At 65.8% G+C, this 13941-nt stretch carries 16 protein-coding genes; 11 read left to right on the top strand and 5 right to left on the bottom strand.

What is annotated here, in order from left to right; translation table 11 throughout:
* Positions 1-239: 239 nt before the first annotated feature.
* From secB to FSZ31_RS11785, 4 genes are all read left to right on the top strand, one after another.
* Positions 240-758, top strand: a complete 519-nt coding sequence (gene secB, locus FSZ31_RS11800; protein ID WP_147123582.1) for a protein-export chaperone SecB — start codon at positions 240-242, stop codon at positions 756-758.
* Positions 759-777: 19 nt separating this feature from the next.
* Positions 778-2364, top strand: a complete 1587-nt coding sequence (murJ, locus tag FSZ31_RS11795; RefSeq protein WP_147123581.1) for a murein biosynthesis integral membrane protein MurJ — start codon at positions 778-780, stop codon at positions 2362-2364.
* Between the two features lie 11 nt (positions 2365-2375).
* Entirely contained in the window at positions 2376-3386 is a 1011-nt protein-coding gene (gene trpS, locus FSZ31_RS11790; protein ID WP_147123580.1) for a tryptophan--tRNA ligase, read from the top strand.
* A gap of 117 nt (positions 3387-3503) precedes the next feature.
* Positions 3504-4187: a DUF4136 domain-containing protein gene (locus FSZ31_RS11785; protein WP_147123579.1), complete on the top strand. Its 684-nt coding sequence runs from the start codon at positions 3504-3506 to the stop codon at positions 4185-4187.
* A 79-nt stretch (positions 4188-4266) separates the two neighbouring features.
* On the opposite strand, the gene dnaA is transcribed toward FSZ31_RS11785, so the two are convergent.
* The 3 genes from dnaA to mutM form a co-directional block, all read right to left on the bottom strand.
* A complete protein-coding gene (dnaA, locus tag FSZ31_RS11780) occupies positions 4267-5628 on the bottom strand; it encodes a chromosomal replication initiator protein DnaA (RefSeq protein ID WP_147123578.1) in 1362 nt (453 codons plus the stop codon).
* Positions 5629-6171: 543 nt separating this feature from the next.
* Positions 6172-6432: a 30S ribosomal protein S20 gene (gene rpsT / locus FSZ31_RS11775; RefSeq protein ID WP_147123577.1), complete on the bottom strand. Its 261-nt coding sequence runs from the start codon at positions 6430-6432 to the stop codon at positions 6172-6174.
* Positions 6433-6536: 104 nt separating this feature from the next.
* Positions 6537-7352, bottom strand: a complete 816-nt coding sequence (gene mutM, locus FSZ31_RS11770; protein ID WP_147123576.1) for a bifunctional DNA-formamidopyrimidine glycosylase/DNA-(apurinic or apyrimidinic site) lyase — start codon at positions 7350-7352, stop codon at positions 6537-6539.
* Between the two features lie 80 nt (positions 7353-7432).
* On the opposite strand from mutM, the gene FSZ31_RS11765 reads away from it, so the two are divergent.
* From FSZ31_RS11765 to FSZ31_RS11735, 7 genes are read left to right on the top strand one after another with little or no spacing between them, the layout of a single operon-like run.
* A complete protein-coding gene (locus tag FSZ31_RS11765; protein WP_147123575.1) occupies positions 7433-8164 on the top strand; it encodes a class I SAM-dependent methyltransferase in 732 nt (243 codons plus the stop codon).
* Between the two features lie 9 nt (positions 8165-8173).
* A complete protein-coding gene (gene ubiB / locus FSZ31_RS11760) occupies positions 8174-9721 on the top strand; it encodes a 2-polyprenylphenol 6-hydroxylase (RefSeq protein ID WP_147123574.1) in 1548 nt (515 codons plus the stop codon).
* A 46-nt stretch (positions 9722-9767) separates the two neighbouring features.
* On the top strand, positions 9768-10025 hold the full coding sequence (locus tag FSZ31_RS11755) for a type II toxin-antitoxin system CcdA family antitoxin (RefSeq protein ID WP_236643800.1): 258 nt from the start codon (positions 9768-9770) through the stop codon (positions 10023-10025).
* Positions 10025-10324, top strand: coding sequence for a CcdB family protein (locus tag FSZ31_RS11750; protein ID WP_147123573.1), 300 nt, complete (start codon positions 10025-10027; stop codon positions 10322-10324). Before FSZ31_RS11755 ends, FSZ31_RS11750 begins: the two co-directional genes overlap by 1 nt.
* Complete coding sequence (gene coaBC / locus FSZ31_RS11745; protein WP_147123572.1) at positions 10324-11607, top strand: bifunctional phosphopantothenoylcysteine decarboxylase/phosphopantothenate--cysteine ligase CoaBC; 1284 nt, start codon at positions 10324-10326, stop codon at positions 11605-11607. Before FSZ31_RS11750 ends, coaBC begins: the two co-directional genes overlap by 1 nt.
* Positions 11597-12043 carry a dUTP diphosphatase gene (gene dut, locus FSZ31_RS11740; protein ID WP_147123571.1) on the top strand — a complete coding sequence of 149 codons (447 nt, stop codon included), beginning with the start codon at positions 11597-11599 and terminating at the stop codon, positions 12041-12043. Before coaBC ends, dut begins: the two co-directional genes overlap by 11 nt.
* Entirely contained in the window at positions 12043-12804 is a 762-nt protein-coding gene (locus FSZ31_RS11735) for a HesA/MoeB/ThiF family protein (RefSeq protein ID WP_147123570.1), read from the top strand. Before dut ends, FSZ31_RS11735 begins: the two co-directional genes overlap by 1 nt.
* A gap of 10 nt (positions 12805-12814) precedes the next feature.
* Here FSZ31_RS11735 and FSZ31_RS11730 read toward each other — a convergent pair whose 3' ends face one another.
* Positions 12815-13159, bottom strand: a complete 345-nt coding sequence (locus FSZ31_RS11730) for a GFA family protein (RefSeq protein WP_147123569.1) — start codon at positions 13157-13159, stop codon at positions 12815-12817.
* Positions 13156-13899, bottom strand: coding sequence for an NAD-dependent deacylase (locus FSZ31_RS11725; RefSeq protein WP_147123568.1), 744 nt, complete (start codon positions 13897-13899; stop codon positions 13156-13158). Before FSZ31_RS11725 ends, FSZ31_RS11730 begins: the two co-directional genes overlap by 4 nt.
* Positions 13900-13941: the final 42 nt, after the last annotated feature.

The raw sequence follows: 13941 nt of genomic DNA, 5'->3' as shown, positions 1-13941 counted from the left end.
TGGTGATATTCACAGGCGCGCGGTTCCTCTTTGAATTGCTGTGTCCCCAACATAGGCGATCATGGTCGTGCTTTCAAACCGATAGCGCTCAGTTCGCCCCGGCAATGAGGGTGTGCCTACAGATTGTGCTTTGTCCGCAGGGCTGCTAATCGCGCCAACCAACGCCTTCCCGCGCGTCGCCGATGACCTCGCCGTGCGCCGGGATCGCTCCACTCACTCAAGCGAAAGTACCGATAGCAATGGCTGAAGACGCACCCAAGCACGACAGCATCGAGCCCATGGCCAATGGCGAAGACACGTCGCCTTCGGTCGGCATGATCACGCAATATGTCAAAGACCTGTCGTTCGAGAATCCGAGTACGCCCGAGGTCTTTCAGTGGACCGGCCAGCCGCAGATCGACGTCCAGTTCAACATCGCCTCGGCCCAGCATGGCGAGGACATGCACGAAGTTATCCTCAAGATCGACGTCCGCGCGACGATGGACCAGGGGACGCAGTTTGTCGTCGACCTGAGCTATGCCGGTCTGTTCGGCGCGCGCAACGTCAGCGAAGACCAGATGCACCCGTTCCTGTTCGCCGAAGCGCCGCGCATCCTGTTCCCCTTCGCTCGCCGAGTCCTGGCCGATGCCGTGCGCGACGGCGGCTATCCGCCGCTGCTGCTCGAACCGATCGATTTCGGCATGCTCTATGCGCAGCAGCGCGCCGCCCAGGCCGAAGCCGGCGAAACGCCGGGCGATCAGCCGGTCGGCACCGCCTAACCCTTAGGCAGAGACCGTCATGAAATTGGGGCGCGCATTCGGTTCGGTCGGGGGCCTCACCCTGATCAGCCGGGTGCTCGCGCTCGTTCGCGACACCCTCCAGGCGAGCTATGTCGGTGCGAATTTCGCGTCTGACGCGTTCCTTGTAGCCTTCCGCCTGCCCAACATGTTCCGCGCGCTGTTCGCCGAAGGCGCGTTCAGCGCGGCGTTCATCCCGATGTTCAACCGCCGGGTCGCCGAAGGCGGCGGCCTGGTGGCGGGCATCGATTTTGCCGAGCGCGCGTTGGCGATCCTGCTCCCGCTGCTGGTGATCTTCACCGGCGCGATGATGATCGCGGCCTGGCCGGTCACCTATCTGTTGTCGGGCGGGTTCAACGATCCGAGCGCCGACCAGTTCGCCTATGCGGTGACGCTGTCGCGGATCACTTTGCCCTATCTGCTCCTCATTTCGCTCGTCTCGCTGCTCGGCGGGATATTGAACTCGCTGCACAAGTTCTGGCTCAACGCCGCCGCGCCGATCCTGCTCAACGTTGCGATGGTCGGCGGATTGTGGTTCTTCCACGGCGCCAACCCGTACGAGACCGCGATGGTCCAGGCCGGATCGGTCACCGTCGGCGGCATCCTGCAACTCATGCTGATGGTCTGGGGCGTCCGCCGCGCGGGCGCATCTTTGCGCCTGCGCCGGCCGCGCATCGACCCCGAGATCAAGCGCCTCGCCAAGCTCATCCTGCCCGCTGCGATCGGCGCGGGTGCGGTCCAGGTCAATTTGCTGATCTCGACCGCGCTCGCCGGCCGCCTGCTCGACGAGGGCGCGATCAGCTACATCTACTACGCCGACCGCCTCAACCAGCTGCCGCTCGGCCTGATCGGCATCAGCCTCGGCACGATCCTGCTGCCGACGCTGTCGCGCATGCTTGGCGAGCGCAAGGATGCCCAGGCGCTCCATCTGCAAAACCGCGGCGTCGAACTGGCGCTGCTGCTGACGCTGCCCGCCACCGTCGCGTTCATCAGCATCTCGCTGCCGATCGTCACCGGCATTTTCCAGCACGGCCAGTTCACCCGCGAAGCAACGATCGCCACCGCCTGGACGCTGTCGGCCTTCTCGCTCGGCCTGCCCGCCTATGTCCTGATCAAGGTCCTGATCCCCGGCTATTACGCCCGCTCGGACACGCGCACCCCGCTCAATTTCGCGCTGGTCTCGGTAGCGGTCAACATCGTCGGCAACATCATCCTCATTCCGACGATCGGCTATCTCGGCCCGCCACTGGCGACCGCGGCATCGGCGCTGGTCAACCTCACCTTGCTGTGGCGCACGCTGTCCAGGCGCGGCCATTTTCATATCGATGCCAAGCTGGCACGCCGCCTCCCGCGGCTGACGCTCGCGGCGCTGGCGATGGGCGTCGCGCTCTATGTCCTCGCGCCCTATTTCGGCACCTTCACCGGACCGCTGGTCGGTCGCGCGATATCGCTGGCCGGCCTTGTCGCTGTCGGTGTCGCGGTTTATGCCGTGGCTTGCGTCGTGCTTGGCGCTGTCAGCCTGGCCGAGCTGCGCGCATTGGTAAAACGCGCGCCGGTCGCGCCGACCGCAAATCCAGATACCCTCTGAAGGACATAGTCATGCGTACCGTTTCGGGCATCCAGCCCTCCGGCAATCTTCACCTCGGCAACTATCTCGGCGCGATCGTGCAATGGGTGAAGATGCAGGACGATCCCGGCGACAGCCTGTTCTTCCTCGCCGATCTCCATGCCGTCACGGTGTACCACGAACCCGCGCAGCTGCGCGCCAATGTCCGCGAGCTGACCGCCGCGCTGATCGCCAGCGGGCTCGACCCCGACAAGGCGATCCTGTTCAACCAGGCGCGCGTGCCCGAGCATGCCGAGCTTGCCTGGCTGTTGTTCTGCGTCGCGCGGATCGGCTGGCTCAACCGGATGACGCAGTTCAAGGAAAAGTCGGGCAAGAATCGCGAGGGCGCGAGCGTCGGCCTCTATGCCTATCCGGTGCTGCAGGCGGCCGACGTGTTGCTTTACAATGCGACGCACGTGCCCGTCGGCGACGACCAGAAACAGCATCTCGAGCTCGCCCGCGACATCGCTGTCAAGTTCAATGCCGATTACGGCGCCGACATTTTCGTCGCGCCCGAACCGCTGATCGCCGGGCCGATGCGGCGCGTGATGAGCCTGCGCGACGGCAGCGCCAAGATGTCGAAGTCCGACCCCAGCGACATGAGCCGGATCAACCTGACCGACAGCGACGACGCGATCGCGCAGAAGATCCGCAAGGCACGCACCGATCCCGAACCGATCCCCGCCGAACCAGAGGGACTCGACGGGCGCGCCGAGGCGAAGAACCTGATCGACATCTATGCCGCGCTCGAAGGATGCGATCGCCAGGCGGTGCTCGACCAATTCGCGGGGCAAGGCTTCGGGGCGTTCAAACCGGCGCTCGCCGATCGCATCGTCGCGACGCTGTCGCCGATCCGCACGCGCTTCGAAGCGCTCAAGGACGACGCCGCGACGATCGATGCCGCGCTCGAAAAAGGCGCTGCACGTGCTCGCGAACTCGCCCGGCCGCAGATTGCTGCGGCGACCGCGGCGATGGGTTTGTTCGGGCCTAAGCCGGTCAACTAGCCCCCTGTTCGCAAAGGCGTTTTTGCTTTCGTTCAAGCAACGTTCAGCGATCGCGCGATACTGTGGCTGTCCGTTATGGTATGAAGAGCGCCGTGCTGCGCTAACGAGGACCCCAAGATGACGATCAAGACTTTCCTCAAATCGGCGATGGTGGCGGGCGCAATGCTCGGCCTCGGCGCCTGTGCCCAGGGCTTTCAGGCCGACGTGTCGCGCTTCCAGCAGATGCCCGCGCCGCAGGGCCAGACCTTTGCGATCGTCGCCAGCGATCCGGCGCTGTCGAACAGCCTCGAGTTCGCGCAATATGCCAGCCTGGTGCGCGGTGAGCTTGCCCGGGTCGGCTATATTCCCGCAACGAGCGATCAGGCCGACCTCGTCGTCCACCTCGATTACGGTGTCGACAACGGCCGCGAGCGCATTCGCCCGTCGACCAATTTCTACGATCCGTTCGGCTATGATCCGTTCTATTACGGAACCCGAGGCGGCTTCTATCGTCCGCAGATCGTTCGTACGCGTCATGGCTATCGCTATGTCGGCGGCTTCTATGATCCGTTCATGTGGGGCCCGGGCTATGGCGGCTTCAACGACGTCACCGCGTACACCGTCTATACCGGCCGGCTCGACATGACGATCGATCGCCGCGCCGACGGCCAGCGCCTGTTCGAAGGCAATGCGATGGCCCAGTCGCGCGACAACGACCTCACCTATCTCGTCCCCAACCTGGTCGATGCGCTGTTCACCGGCTTCCCCGGCAACAATGCGGAGAAGGTGCGGATCACGCTGCCGCCGCGCCAGACGCGCTGACGCACACGACAACCGACACGAAAAAGCCCGGCGTCCGATGTGGACGCCGGGCTTTTCCTTGCCCCCTGGCAATCTCGATCTAGCTTTCGAGCGCGCGGCGAATGCGCGCGATATCGGCGTCGATATCGGGGTCGCGCTGGCGCATCGCGTCGATCGTGCGGAATGCGTGGATGACGGTCGAATGATCGCGCCCGCCGAACTTGCGACCGATCTCGGGATACGAACGCGGGGTCAGCGTCTTGGCGAGGTACATCGCGATCTGGCGCGGGCGGGCGACGACGCGCGTCCGGCGCTTCGAACTCATCTCGATCCGGTCGAGCTTGAAATGCGCGCAGACGGCTTTCTGGATATCGTCGATCGAGATACGCGCCCGCGCCCCGCGCAGCGTCTCGGCGAGCCGGTCGCGCGCGAGATCGAGCGAGATGTCGGTGCCGGTCAGCGAAGCGAAGGCGACGAGCTTGTTGAGCGCGCCCTCAAGCTCGCGGATGTTGCGCGTGAAGTTGCGCGCGAGGAAGTCGACGACATCGTCGGGCACCGCGACATGGTGAACCGAGTCGCGCCGGTGTTCGAGGATCGCCTTGCGCAGTTCGAACGACGGCGCGTCGATCTCGGCGACGAGGCCACCCGACAGGCGCGACAGCAGGCGCGGATCGATCCCGTCAAGCATGTGCGGGCTGCGGTCGGCGGCGACCACCAGCCGCTTGCCGGCGGTCAGGATGTAGTCGATCGTGTGGAGCAGCTCTTCCTGCGTCGAGGCGCCCTTGCCGACGATGAACTGGAGATCGTCGATCATCAGCAGGTCGGCGACGCGCAGCCGCGCCTTCATCGCGAGCATGTCGTTCGACCGAATCGCATGGACGAATTCGAGCATGAACTTTTCGGCCGACATGATGACGACATTGGCGTTGGGCGCGACGCGCAGGTGCGCGTGGCCCATCGCGTGAAGCAGGTGCGTCTTGCCCTGGCCCGTCGCCGAACGAAGGTAGAGCGGGTTGAATTCGGGGCTCTCGGCCGCCGCCATGCGGATCGCCGCGCCGCGGGCGAGCACGTTCGACTGGCCGGCAATGAAATTGTCGAAGGTCAGCCGTTCGTCGAGCGTCGGCAGCGGCAAGGTGCGGACGGGTTCGGCGGGCACGTCGCTCGTCGCGGCATCCTTGGCGAACAGCGTCGTCGGCTGGATCGCGGCGCGCTCGGGATCGGCGATGACGCGGACCGCCTGGACAGCGCAGCGCGTCTTCCACGCGAGCAGCAGACGATCGAGAAAGCGTTCGGAGATCCAGCTGGCGGAAAAATGCGTCGGCGCATGCAGCGTCAACGTCCCCGTCACCGCACAATAGTCGCCAAAGCTTACTGGTTTCAGCCAGTGATCGAAGGCGCGCGCGCCGAGGTCCTTGCGCAGGCCCGCGGCAACCGCAGTCCACGCCGCAGCATCGGGCGTCATCGCCAATGCTGTGTCATCGCCCCCATCCTGCGCCATACCGCCCCACCTCTTCAAATCGACCACCCGCCACGCCGCCCTGTTGAGCGTGCGCCGACCCGATGATCGTCGCCAGGACCCGAAATACGCGGCCCACCCAGGCCACAGAAATCCCGTCTTCGGAAAAAGCGGTTTCCGGCTCGAGAATTCGATTTTTTCAGGACACCGGCAGCGACAGCCACGGGTCGAAACACCTGTCTAGGCAGGCGCACCCGAGTCGATCAACCCGACGACTGCAAAAAAACTGAAATAAACCGCCTTGACTCACGACGCGCTGGAGAAAAGCGTTAGCAACCCGTTAATCGCTTGTTTTTGTTGGCTTTATCTCGAAGGCCGATTGTTCACCTGCGGGCGAATCGCGGACCTAGCGTCATTGCACCATTATGACATTGAACAGGCGATCGGCGTCGTCCCGCGTCACGCCAGAGCGCGCACAGCAAAATGGCCCGCCGAACCGGCAGGCCATTTGGTGGTGCAGGACGACCGGGCCGCGCCGGCGCGAAAATTCTACAGCGCGGCGACGCGCTTGGTCAGGCGCGAGAACTTGCGCGCTGCGGTGTTCTTGTGGAGCACGCCCTTGGCGACGCCCTTGGCCATTTCGGGCTGAACCGCCTTGAGCGATTCGCTTGCAGCGGCCTTGTCGCCGGCGAGCGCTGCGGCCTCGACCTTCTTGACGAGCGTGCGGATGCGCGAGGTGCGCGCTCCGTTGACTACGGCGCGCGCATTGTTGCGGCGGATACGTTTCTTGGCTTGCGGCGTATTGGCCATGCGTCAGGGAACCTTCGGGTTGTTCTTTAAAAAAATGGGGCCCGGAATCACGTCCCGGCCCTCTTCGGAGGCGGCATATAAGGCTAACCGCTCGCGCGGTCAACTCACCGCTGGCAACTGGCGCAGTAAAAGGTCGATCGGCCGCCGTCGACGCGGCGCCGGACGCGCCCCTCGCCGCACGGACATGGCTCGCCCTCGCGGCCATAGACGCGAAAGCTCTTCTTGAAATAGCCCAATTGTCCGTCGGGCGCGGCAAAATCGCGCAAGCTCGAGCCGCCCGCCGCGATCGCGTCGAGCAGCACCGCCTTGATCGCGGCAACGAGTCGTTCGAGCCGCGCCTGCGAGATCGATCCGGCGGCGCGACCGGGGTGGATGCGCGCGATGTTGAGCGCTTCGCAGACGTAGATGTTGCCCAATCCGGCGACGATTCGCTGGTCGAGCAGCAGCGGCTTGATCGGCGCCTTGCGGCCGGCCAGCGCGGCCGCGAGCGCACGCGCATCGAAGGCGTCGGACAGGGGTTCGGGGCCGAGATCGACAAAGCCGGCAAAGTTCGCCTCGGGGTCGCCGTCGACGAGGTCGACCGACCCGAATCGGCGCGGATCGTTGAGCGCGACCCGCCGCCCCTCGCCCGTCGTCAGGACGAGATGGTCGTGCTTTTCGAGTGTGTCGGGATCGACTCGCCAACGCCCCGACATGCCGAGATGGAAGATCATCGCGCAATCGCGATTCGTGTGGATCAGCCCGTATTTGGCGCGCCGCGACAGGTCGATGACCGTTGCGCCGGTCAGTCGCTGGACGAACCCTTGCGGAAACGGTCGGCGCAGCCCCTCGCGGCGGAGCTCGATTCGCGCGAGGCGCTGGCCCTCGAGGACCGGCGCCAGGCCGCGGACGGTGGTTTCGACTTCGGGAAGCTCGGGCATGGCGGAGGAGATGTGCGCGGCGCGCGCGACTTGCAACCATGGCCTTTGCGCGCGCCGCGCCAGCGGCTAAGGCGCATGCCATGAACGACACCGTATCCTTCGGCTATCAACAGGTCGATCCCGCAGAGAAAACGCGCCGCGTCGGCGGCGTATTCTCCAATGTCGCGCGTCGCTACGACGTCATGAACGATGCCATGTCGGGCGGCATGCACCGTCTGTGGAAGAACCGCTTCGTCCGCCGGGTCAAGCCGCGCGCCGGCGAGGACATCCTCGACATGGCCGGCGGCACCGGCGACATCGCCTTTCGCATGGCCGATCTCGGCGCCAGCGTCACCGTCGCCGACATCAATCCCGACATGCTCGCCGTCGGCATGGAACGTGCCGCCGACCGGGCACAAACCGGGCTCGTCTGGACCGAGCAGAATGCCGAGACGCTGAGCTTCGATGCGGCGATGTTCGACGCCTATACGATCGCCTTCGGCATCCGCAACGTCACCGACATTCCCGCCGCGCTCGCCGAGGCGCACCGCGTCCTGCGCTATGGCGGGCGGTTCTTCTGCCTCGAATTCTCGACCACCTTGTGGCCCGGCTTCGGCGAGATCTACGACGCCTATTCGCACAAATTGGTCCCGCAGCTCGGCAAATGGATCGCCGATGACGAGGACAGCTATCGCTATCTCGTCGAATCGATCCGGCGCTTTCCCGACATGGCGCGCTTCGAGGCGATGATCGCCGAGGCCGGCTTCGTCCGGACAAAGGTCGAGCCGATGCTCGGCGGCCTCGTCGCGATCCACAGCGGCTGGAAGGTCTGAGCGGACCACATGGCACGCCCACGCACCCACCTCTGGCGACTCCTCAAATGGGGCCGCACGCTCGCCCGTCACGGCGCGTTGCGCGGGATCGAGCGCGATCCGCTGACCCCGCCGCCGGTCGCGCGGCTGATCCGCATTGCGCGCTTCGGTACGATCCAGCCGCGCGAGCCCGATTACGCCGCCGCCTTCCAGGAGATCGGCCCCGCCGCGATCAAGCTCGGCCAGACGCTCGCGACGCGCCCCGACCTTGTCGGCGAACTCGCCGCGCGCAACCTGCTGACGCTGCAGGACAGCCTGCCGCCGCTGCCCTATTCCGACATCGAACCGCAGATCGAGCGCGGCCTCGGCCAGCCGATCGCCAATTTGTTCGCCTCGATCGATCCGGTGCCCGTCGCCGCAGCGTCGATCGCGCAGGTCCATCGCGGCATCACCACCGACGGCCGCGAAGTCGCGATCAAGGTCGTCCGGCCGGGCATCGCGACCAAGCTCGCTGCCGATATCGAGACCTATGAATGGGCCGCAGCGCATGTCGAGGCGATGGGCGGCGAAGCCCAGCGCCTGCGCCCTGCGCTCGTCATCGCCAACTTCAAGCGCTGGACGATGCGCGAGGTCGACCTGCGGCGCGAGGCAGCGTCTGCATCGGAACTGGCCGAATCGATGGCCGCGACGCCCGATTACATCGTCCCGGCGATCGATTGGGACCGCACTTCGCGTTCGGTCATGACGATGGAGTGGATCGACGGGATCAAGATCTCCGACCGCGACGCGCTGATCGCCGCGGGCCACGACGTCAAGGGAATCGCCGGACGGCTGGTCAACGCCTTCCTGCGCCAGGCGATTTCCGAAGGATTCTTCCACGCCGACATGCACCAGGGCAACCTGTTCGTCTGTCCCGACGGCAAGATCGCGGCGATCGACTTCGGCATCATGGGGCGGATCGACCGGCGCGCGCGGACCTGGCTCGCCGAGATCCTCTACGGCCTCATCACCGGCAACTACCGCCGCGTCGCCGAAATCCATTTCGAGGCGCAGTACGTCCCCGCGCACCACAATGTCGCCGAGTTCGCGACCGCGTTGCGCGCGGTCGGCGAACCGATGCGCGGCAAGCCCGTCAGCGAGCTCAGCGTCGGGCAGATGCTCGACGGACTGTTCGCGATCACGCGCGATTTCGACATGCAGACGCAGCCGCACCTGCTCCTGCTGCAAAAGACGATGGTGATGGTCGAAGGCGTCGCCACCGGGCTCGATCCCGATATCAACATGTGGGACACGTCGGGGCCCTTCATCCAGGAATGGATGCGCACCGAACTCGGCCCCGAAGCGCAGCTCGCCGACAAGATCGTCGAGAATGTGCGCACGTTGCGCCGCCTGCCCGATCTCGTCCGCCGCATCGAGGACGCCTTCCCCGCCAAGGGCGCCGCCCCGCCCCCGCCGCCGATCCCGACGATCCCGATCATCTGGGAACGCCGCAAGCGTCCGTGGGTGGGTTATGCGGCGGTCGCGATCCTCGCTGCCTTGGCAGGAGGAGCGGGCACGTGGGCACTGCTGATCTATTAGCTATGCTGCATTTGACGTGTCACGATAATGCGCATATGATATGCGCATGAACCATAGCCCCAGGATGTCGCGCGTATCGGGCGCCATGAAGCGCGCCACCAACGTCTCGCTGAATGCAGAGTTGATCGTCCAGGCCAAGGAGCTGGGCATCAACATCTCGCAAGCGTGCGAAGCCGGGCTCGAGCAAAGCATTCGCGCAACGACCGCCGAAGCCTGGTTGGCGGCCAATCGCGACGCGCTCGAATCCTCGAACGATTTTGTCGCGCAGAACGGGCTTCCGCTGGCACGGCACCGCCAGTTCTGATGGCGCGATTCGACGTTTTCGAGCGGCAAGGCGAGCCGGGCTATCTGCTCGACTGCCAGGCCGATATCCTGTCACAGCTCACGACCCGCTTCGTCGTTCCCCTGCTCCCGCCCGATCGGGCTCCGCATCCCGCCGAGCGTCTCAATCCGACCTTCGAGGTCGCGGGTGCGCCGATGGTCATGGTGACGCAATTCGCCGCGGCGGTGCCGATGCGCGAAATCGGAGAGGTAACGACTTCGCTCGACGATCAGCATATAACGATCATGAACGCGCTCGACATGCTGCTGACGGGATATTGATGACCGATAAACACATTCTCCTGATCGTCGGCGGCGGGATTGCCGCTTACAAGGCGTGCGAGCTCGTCCGGCTGATCCGCAAGGCGGGGATGACCGTGCGCTGCGTCCTTACCGAGGGCGGATCGCATTTCGTCACGCCGATGACGCTCGCCGCCCTGTCCGAAAACGAGGTCTTCACCTCGCTCTGGGACCTCAAGGACGAGGTCGAGATGGGCCATATCCAGTTGAGCCGCGAGGCCGACCTGATCGTCGTCGCGCCCGCCACCGCCGACCTCATCGCCAAAATGGCGGCGGGGCACGCCGACGACCTTGCCACCACCTTGCTGCTCGCGACCGACGCGCCGGTGCTCGCCGTACCCGCGATGAACGTGCGCATGTGGCAGCACGCCGCGACGCAGCGCAACGTCGCGCAGCTGCGCCACGATGGCATTGATGTCATCAACCCCGATGAGGGCGAGATGGCGTGCGGCGAATACGGCCCCGGCCGCCTGCCCGAACCCGCCGCGATCTTTGCCGAGATCGAGAGCGCGCTCGCCAATCGCGGCAAGGACGTGCTCGCCGGACAGCCCGATTTCGCGCCCGGTGAGCATCGCCCGCTGCACGGCTCCCGCGTCCTCGTCACCGCCGGGCCGACGCACGAACCGATCGACCCGGTGCGCTATATCGCCAACCGATCGTCGGGGCGGCAGGGCTTTGCGATCGCCGCCGAGGCCGCGCTCGCGGGCGCCGACGTCACGCTGATCGCGGGTCCGGTCCACCTGACGACGCCCGCAGGCGTCACCCGGATCGACGTCGATACCGCCGAGGAGATGGCGCAAGCGGTCGAGGACGCGCTGCCCGCCGACATCGCCTTCATGGTCGCCGCGGTCGCCGACTGGCGCGCCGCCAGCACCGACGCGCAGAAGATCAAGAAGTCGGGACAGAAAGATGGGGGGCCTGCCCCGCTCGAGCTCACCGAAAATACCGACATTCTTGCGCGGCTCGCGACCTCGGATCGGCGCCCTTCGCTGCTGATCGGCTTTGCCGCCGAAACGCAGAAGGTCGTCGAGCACGCACAGGCCAAGCGCACGAAGAAAGGCGCCGACTGGATCGTCGCCAACGACGTATCGGGCGGCAAGGGCAAGAGCGTCATGGGCGGCGCGACCAACGCGGTCCACCTCGTCACCGCCGACGGCGTCGAGAGCTGGGACAGCCTGCCCAAGATCGAGGTCGCACGGCGACTGGTGGCGCGCGCCGCGCAGGCATGGGACGACAAACATGGAGACCGCGGCGATGGCGAATAACGTGAGCGTCAGGATCAAGCGCCTGTCGAACGGCGGCAACCTGCCGCTGCCGGCGTACAAGACGCCCGGAGCGGCGGGGATGGACATCGTCGCGGCCGAATCGCTGACATTGAAGCCCGGCCGCCGCCATGCGGTCAGCACCGGCTTCGCGGTCGCGATCCCCGAAGGCTATGAAATCCAGGTCCGCCCGCGCTCGGGCCTCGCGATCGAGCATGGCATCACCTGCCTCAACACGCCCGGCACGATCGACAGCGACTATCGCGGCGAGGTGAAGATCATCCTCGCCAATCTCGGCGAGGAATATTTCGAGGTGAAACGCGGCGACCGCATCGCGCAGCTGGTCGTGGCCCCGGTCACGCTGGCGCAATGGGACGTCGTCGAGGAACTGTCCGATACCGAGCGCGGCAACGACGGCTTCGGCTCGACGGGGCGCTGATGCCGCTCAGCGACGACGAGCTCGACCGCTATGCGCGCCAGATTGTCCTCAAGGAGATCGGCGGCGCGGGCCAGGTCGCACTGACCAGCGCGCATGTCGTCGTGATCGGCGCGGGCGGCATCGGCGGCCCGGTCCTGCTCTATCTCGCCGCTGCCGGGATCGGCCGGCTGACGGTGATCGACGACGACGCGATTTCGCTGAGCAACCTGCAGCGCCAGATCCTGTTCGACAGCGCCGAGGTCGGCGCGCCCAAGGTCGACGGCGCGGCCAAGGCGATCGCGCGGATCAATCCCGGTGTCTCCTTCATGCCCGTCGAAACGCGCGTGACGCGCGACAATGTCGATGCATTGCTGGCGGGCGCCGACGTCGTCGTCGATGGCAGCGACAATTTCGCCACGCGGCTGGTCGTGTCCGACGCGACCGTGCGGCTCGAAATCCCGCTCGTTTCGGCAGCGATCGGCCAGTTCCAGGGCCAGATCGGCACCTTTTCCGGCTGGCGTGAAGGCGCGCCCTGCTACCGCTGCTTCGTCGGCGATGCGCACGACGCCGACGATTGCGACAGCTGCTCCGAAGTCGGCGTGCTCGGCGCGCTGTGCGGGATGATGGGCAGCTGGGCGGCGATGGAAGCGATCCGCGTCATCGTCCCCTTCGGCGAGGACCAGACGGGCAAGCTCCACATTTTCGACGGCCTCACCCCCATGATGCGCACGATGCGCATCCCCAAGGACGCCGATTGCAGAGCATGCGGAACGCCGAAATAATAAGCCGCGCCTAGAAGCTCGCCCCATCGACCAGTTCGCGCGGCAGGGTCTCCCAGATTTCGGGCGCAAACATGCGCATGTTGACCGCCATCCGGTCGTAATCGGGATCGATCGCGGTCCAGTGCGTCGTGCAGCCGCAGGTCGGGCAATGCCAGTTGGTCAGCATGCAGTCGCCCTGGACATAGCCTTTCGCCTCGCCCGTGACCGCAACCTCCGCCGGCGTCAGATAATGCCAAAATCCGCCGATCCTGCGGCACAGCGAACAGTTGCACTCGGACACCGATGTCGGCGCGCGTGCGATACGGATCGTGATCGCGCCGCAATGGCAGCTGCCTTCGATCGTCGGTTCACTCATCGCAATACCTCCTCGACCCATTGGGGGACCAGCTGCGTTGCCGGGCCGTGGCGCGCCTCGTCGAACCAGTCGCTGCCCTGGCTCGGCTCCATGTTGAGCTCGAGCGTCGCCACGCCGAGCGCACGCGCGTCGCGGACGAAGCCGGCGGCGGGATAGACCGCGCCCGACGTGCCGATCGACACGAACAGGTCGGCGGCGCGCAACGCGTCGTAGATTCGCTCCATCTCGTATGGCATCTCGCCGAACCAGACGACATCGGGTCGCAGCGCGCTCACGCCGCATTCGGGGCAAGGCGGCCGGTCGCTCAGCGGATCGCGCCATACGGGCCGCGCGTCGCAAGCGGTGCACCACGCGGTCAGGTGCTGGCCGTGCATGTGGAGGACGCGCGTTTTCTCCAAGCCGAATTGGACCCCCGCGCGCTCGTGCAAATCGTCGACATTCTGCGTGACGATGAGGAGATCGTGACCATCTCTTTTGGTCCATTCACACTCGAGCCGCGCGAGCGCATCGTGCGCCGCATTGGGCAGCGCCTGCTGGATCGCCGCGCGGCGCATGTCATAGAAGCGGTGGACGAGATCGGGATCGCGCGCGAAGGCCTCGGGCGTCGCGACATCCTCGACGCGATGCTGCTCCCACAGCCCATTATTGTCCCTGAACGTGCCGATGCCGCTTTCGGCGCTGATCCCCGCGCCGGTCAGCAGGACGATGTTGCGGATTGGGCGGTTGCGTATCGTGGCCATGAACGCCAACATGGCCGCAGCGCGCAGCGCGCTCAACAGGGA

It is taken from the genome of Flavisphingopyxis soli (assembly GCF_007995095.1).
Lineage (GTDB): Bacteria > Pseudomonadota > Alphaproteobacteria > Sphingomonadales > Sphingomonadaceae > Flavisphingopyxis > Flavisphingopyxis soli.
The sequence above is the reverse complement of the archived record's forward strand: the minus strand, read 5'-3'. Positions and strand labels throughout refer to the sequence as shown.

Bases quoted from the DNA above. Each gene is read 5' to 3' on its own strand.
- secB (WP_147123582.1), top strand. From the start codon at position 240: ATGGCTGAAGACGCACCCAAGCACGACAGCATCGAGCCCATGGCCAAT.
- murJ (WP_147123581.1), top strand. From the start codon at position 778: ATGAAATTGGGGCGCGCATTCGGTTCGGTCGGGGGCCTCACCCTGATC.
- trpS (WP_147123580.1), top strand. From the start codon at position 2,376: ATGCGTACCGTTTCGGGCATCCAGCCCTCCGGCAATCTTCACCTCGGC.
- FSZ31_RS11785 (WP_147123579.1), top strand. From the start codon at position 3,504: ATGACGATCAAGACTTTCCTCAAATCGGCGATGGTGGCGGGCGCAATG.
- dnaA (WP_147123578.1), bottom strand. From the start codon at position 5,628: ATGACGCCCGATGCTGCGGCGTGGACTGCGGTTGCCGCGGGCCTGCGC.
- rpsT (WP_147123577.1), bottom strand. From the start codon at position 6,432: ATGGCCAATACGCCGCAAGCCAAGAAACGTATCCGCCGCAACAATGCG.
- mutM (WP_147123576.1), bottom strand. From the start codon at position 7,352: ATGCCCGAGCTTCCCGAAGTCGAAACCACCGTCCGCGGCCTGGCGCCG.
- FSZ31_RS11765 (WP_147123575.1), top strand. From the start codon at position 7,433: ATGAACGACACCGTATCCTTCGGCTATCAACAGGTCGATCCCGCAGAG.
- ubiB (WP_147123574.1), top strand. From the start codon at position 8,174: ATGGCACGCCCACGCACCCACCTCTGGCGACTCCTCAAATGGGGCCGC.
- FSZ31_RS11755 (WP_236643800.1), top strand. From the start codon at position 9,768: ATGAACCATAGCCCCAGGATGTCGCGCGTATCGGGCGCCATGAAGCGC.
- FSZ31_RS11750 (WP_147123573.1), top strand. From the start codon at position 10,025: ATGGCGCGATTCGACGTTTTCGAGCGGCAAGGCGAGCCGGGCTATCTG.
- coaBC (WP_147123572.1), top strand. From the start codon at position 10,324: ATGACCGATAAACACATTCTCCTGATCGTCGGCGGCGGGATTGCCGCT.
- dut (WP_147123571.1), top strand. From the start codon at position 11,597: ATGGCGAATAACGTGAGCGTCAGGATCAAGCGCCTGTCGAACGGCGGC.
- FSZ31_RS11735 (WP_147123570.1), top strand. From the start codon at position 12,043: ATGCCGCTCAGCGACGACGAGCTCGACCGCTATGCGCGCCAGATTGTC.
- FSZ31_RS11730 (WP_147123569.1), bottom strand. From the start codon at position 13,159: ATGAGTGAACCGACGATCGAAGGCAGCTGCCATTGCGGCGCGATCACG.
- FSZ31_RS11725 (WP_147123568.1), bottom strand. From the start codon at position 13,899: ATGGCCACGATACGCAACCGCCCAATCCGCAACATCGTCCTGCTGACC.